This is a genomic window from Peribacillus sp., from assembly GCF_059453735.1.
Genome location: NZ_JAZVJO010000332.1, coordinates 1 through 3956, shown reverse-complemented (window position 1 = coordinate 3956; position 3956 = coordinate 1). Strand labels below are relative to the sequence as shown.

Below are 3956 nucleotides of genomic sequence, written 5' to 3'. Positions count from 1 at the left end.
CACGGAAGTTAAGCTCTTCAGCGCCGATGGTAGTTGGGGGTCTCCCCCTGTGAGAGTAGGACATTGCCAGGCAACAGAAAGAAAAGATCAGCTGCATAGCTGGTCTTTTTTTGTGGCGTGTTTTAGAAGTTGACCAGTAAACGTGGTACCCTGAGGGTTATTTTGTGCCTGAAAATAGCGCCCAGACGGGAATATGGGGTTTCTAGACGGGATTATGCAGGGCTTGGACGGGATTAACATGATCGCAGACGGGAATATGGATACTCCAGACGGGATTAATGGCAGGAATAGCATAAAAATAGATAAAATACCCCCCCAGGGGAAACTAATTCATCAGGTCTCCCTAAAAAGTGTATCTAAAGAAATAGATCTAAAGATTAGCGACCCATTTTCAAAAAATCACTTAAAACATGATGCCCTAAGGGGTATTTTTTACAATACCCCACAGACGGGAATACACATGATCCAGACGGGAATAAGAGCATTCTGGAAGGGATTAATGGCCGGAATAGCAAAAATTAAATAAAAATCCTCCCCATGTAAACTTAATTACTAGGTCTTCTTAAAAAGTGTAAATTAAGAAATAGTTCTAAAGATTAGCGACCCATTTTCAAAAAACCTTTTAAAACATGATGCTCAACGGGATATTTTGTGCTTTAAAAAAGCAAACAAACGAGAATACGATTGATCCGGGTGAGATTAATGGCTGGTATAGTATAAAAACAAACTCTAGAGGCAGCATGTTTTCATAAAATAGAGTTCTCCCTAAAACTAATTAATAAATTGGTAACTATCGCTAAAGGTAGTCTACTATAATAATTTTTCCATTATGGTGTATTTTAATCTTGCAAATACATACTAGAGCTGTATCATTAGTAGAGGTTAAATCCTTATCTATAAGTACATCACATGTTGGGCAATTAAGTTTGGCTGATGAAAAGTGTGATACGTGTAAATTAGGGTAGAATAAAAATAGATAGGGGCGGGTACAGTGCTAGAAAACAGTTTCATTATGGTACTCATAATTCTAATAATTAATATTGTATATGTAACGTTTTTTACCATCCGAATGATTCTTACTCTTAAAGGTTATCGTTATCTGGCTGCGTCAATAAGCATGATAGAAATAGTCATCTATGTGGTTGGGCTGGGGCTTGTATTAGATAATTTGGATAAAATTCAAAACTTGATTGCCTATGCGGTGGGTTATGGAATTGGTGTTATTGTCGGGATGAAGATTGAGGAGAAACTGGCAATTGGGTATATTACAGTTAATGTAATCACAGCCGAGTATAAAAATAATGATCTTTCGAATAAGATAAGAGAAAAAGGTTTTGGTGTTACGGATTGGATGGCCCAGGGTCTTGAGGGCGATCGAATGGCATTGCAAATATTGACTCCACGAAAGTATGAATTGAAATTATATGATACGATTAAACAGCTTGATCCTAAGGCTTTTATAATCGCTTATGAACCGAAAACAATTCATGGTGGTTTTTGGGTTAAGTCAGTTAGGAAGGGAAGATTATTTCGTGACGCAGAAAAGTAAGAAGACGTTTGAAGTAGAAAAAGGGGAAAGTATTGATTCTTGTCTTGAACGAATGAAGGCGGAAGGATATGCTCCTGTGAGGCGGATTGAAAAACCGATTTTTGTTGAACAAATTTCGGATGGAATTACTCAATATGAGCCTGTGGATCGAAAAATCGTTTTTGAAGCGAGAATAATACAGTAAAACACGAACATTAAATATAAAATTTTGATTAATATTCGATATTTTCTTGACAGGCATTTAGGATAATGGTTAAAATGTAACTAATGATATAGAAGTCTCTCATATAATCCAGGGGATATGGCCCAAAGTTTCTACCCGATAACCGTAAATTATCGGACTATGAGAGAAAGCTGAACGTTAGGAACATACTCTATTTTTTATTTTTAGGGGTAATCCGGCAGACACTTTCTCTTTGGAGAAAATCTGATCGGATTTTTTTGTTTGATCCAATTCCAGCATTAGTGGAGGCGAAGGGATGAGACCGCAAGTTGGCGTTATTATGGGAAGCGTTTCAGATTGGGAAACAATGAAGTATACCTGTGAAGTCCTAGAACAGTTACATATACCATTTGAAAAGAGAGTGGTGTCCGCACACCGGACTCCTGATTTAATGTTTGAATATGCGGAGAATGCCAGAGATAGAGGGTTGCATGTGATTATCGCTGGTGCTGGTGGTGCCGCGCATTTGCCAGGGATGATTGCAGCCAAAACAACAGTACCTGTTATCGGGGTACCTGTACAAACAAAAACACTGAATGGCATTGATTCATTATTATCGATTGTTCAAATGCCAGGCGGCGTACCAGTTGCGACAGTGGCTATTGGAAAGGCTGGTGCGACAAATGCAGGGTTGCTTGCAGGACAAATCCTTTCTATAAATAATCCGGCAATTGTAGAGGGGTTAGAAGCTTTGCGACATGAAACGAGGGAAAAGGTATTTGAGAGCAGTGAGCAGCTTAAATAAGCAAGTTATAGGCCCTTATCAAACAATCGGGATTATTGGCGGTGGTCAGCTGGGAAGAATGATGGCGCTGGCTGCTAAAGCATCAGGATTTAAGATTGCTGTATTGGATCCAACACTTGGTTGTCCGTGCGGGCAAGTAGCCGACTATCAGCTAACAGGTGCGTACGATGATCTGGCTAGTTTAAGAAAACTTTCTGAGATTAGTGATGTCATTACTTACGAATTTGAAAATGTGAGTGCTGAGGCTCTTGAATGGCTGAAGGAACATGCTAATTTACCACAAGGAACGGAATTACTGAAGATTTCACAGGATCGGTTACAAGAAAAAACGGCCATAAAGGCGGCTGGAGTTCCTGTTGCTCCATATTACCCTGTCTATTCATTCGAAGACATTTACGATTCTATTGATAAATTAGGCTATCCGGTTGTGTTAAAAACAGTTCGGGGAGGCTATGATGGAAAAGGGCAGTTTGTGATTCGAGATGAGTCTGATATAACTAAAGCAAGTATTTTAGTAGAAAATGGCGCTTGTGTCCTCGAAGCATGGGTACCTTTTGTTAAAGAAATCTCAGTTATTATGACTCGTAAGGCAAATGGTGACCTGACTCATTTTCCAGTCGCTGAAAACATACATCAAAATAACATATTGCATCTAACGATTGTTCCTGCCCGAATTACACAGGAAGCGGAGCAAAAAGCAGTACTACTTGCAAGAAAACTTGCTGAAGAACTTAATTTGGTTGGAACCCTTGCAGTAGAAATGTTTTTGACAGAAACCGAAGAATTAATTGTCAACGAGCTGGCACCGCGGCCGCATAATTCTGGACACTTTACAATTGAGGCTTGTGAGACCTCTCAATTTGAGCAGCATGTCCGTGCTATCTGTAATTGGCCGTTAGCTAGTACGAGATTATTAAAACCCGTTGTGATGGCTAATCTTCTTGGAGAACATCTTGATGGTGCGCTCTCCGCTATTACGGAACAAAAGGATTGGAAATTCCACCTGTATGGAAAAGAAGAAGCGAAGTCAAAAAGGAAAATGGGCCATATCACTTTATTGCGCCCCACGATTAAACAAGCATTAGCCGAATTAGAAGCTAGTGGAATTTGGAAGCATCAGGTTGAAACGGAGGAAATAAAATGATAGAACGGTATACTCGTCCCGAAATGGGTGCGATATGGACAGAAGACAATCGATTTAAAGCATGGCTGGCGGTAGAAATTCTTGCTTGTGAAGCATGGTCGGAACTAGGTGCTATCCCGAAAGAAGATGTGAAGTTACTTCGTGAAAATGCTTCTTTTGATACAAAACGTATCAAGGAAATTGAAGAAGAAACGCGTCATGATGTGGTTGCTTTTACAAGAGCAGTTTCAGAATCGCTTGGTGAAGAACGGAAATGGGTTCATTATGGTCTTACCTCAACAGATGTTGTGGATAC

6 protein-coding genes, 1 rRNA gene and 1 riboswitch are annotated in these 3956 nt (G+C 39.7%); all 7 genes read left to right on the top strand.

Going from position 1 to position 3956, the window contains the following annotated elements:
* Window positions 1–72, top strand: a 5S ribosomal RNA gene (rrf, locus tag AC52RT_RS10590); the annotation flags it as partial.
* Window positions 73–193: 121 nt separating this feature from the next.
* Window positions 194–526 carry a hypothetical protein gene (locus tag AC52RT_RS10585; RefSeq protein ID WP_495540714.1) on the top strand — a complete coding sequence of 111 codons (333 nt, stop codon included), beginning with the start codon at window positions 194–196 and terminating at the stop codon, window positions 524–526.
* Between the two features lie 465 nt (window positions 527–991).
* Window positions 992–1549: a DUF2179 domain-containing protein gene (locus tag AC52RT_RS10580; RefSeq protein WP_495540713.1), complete on the top strand. Its 558-nt coding sequence runs from the start codon at window positions 992–994 to the stop codon at window positions 1547–1549.
* Window positions 1533–1733 (top strand): NETI motif-containing protein, encoded by a 201-nt coding sequence (locus AC52RT_RS10575; protein ID WP_495540712.1) that lies wholly within the window; start codon window positions 1533–1535, stop codon window positions 1731–1733. Before AC52RT_RS10580 ends, AC52RT_RS10575 begins: the two co-directional genes overlap by 17 nt.
* A 79-nt stretch (window positions 1734–1812) precedes the next feature.
* A riboswitch (purine riboswitch) is annotated at window positions 1813–1913 on the top strand.
* Between the two features lie 115 nt (window positions 1914–2028).
* A complete protein-coding gene (gene purE / locus AC52RT_RS10570) occupies window positions 2029–2517 on the top strand; it encodes a 5-(carboxyamino)imidazole ribonucleotide mutase (RefSeq protein ID WP_495540711.1) in 489 nt (162 codons plus the stop codon).
* A complete protein-coding gene (gene purK, locus AC52RT_RS10565; protein WP_495540715.1) occupies window positions 2501–3661 on the top strand; it encodes a 5-(carboxyamino)imidazole ribonucleotide synthase in 1161 nt (386 codons plus the stop codon). The genes purE and purK overlap by 17 nt, the downstream gene beginning before the upstream one ends.
* Window positions 3658–3956 (top strand): lyase family protein (locus tag AC52RT_RS10560; RefSeq protein WP_495540710.1); only part of this gene is annotated, 299 nt, incomplete at its 3' end. The genes purK and AC52RT_RS10560, both read left to right, overlap by 4 nt.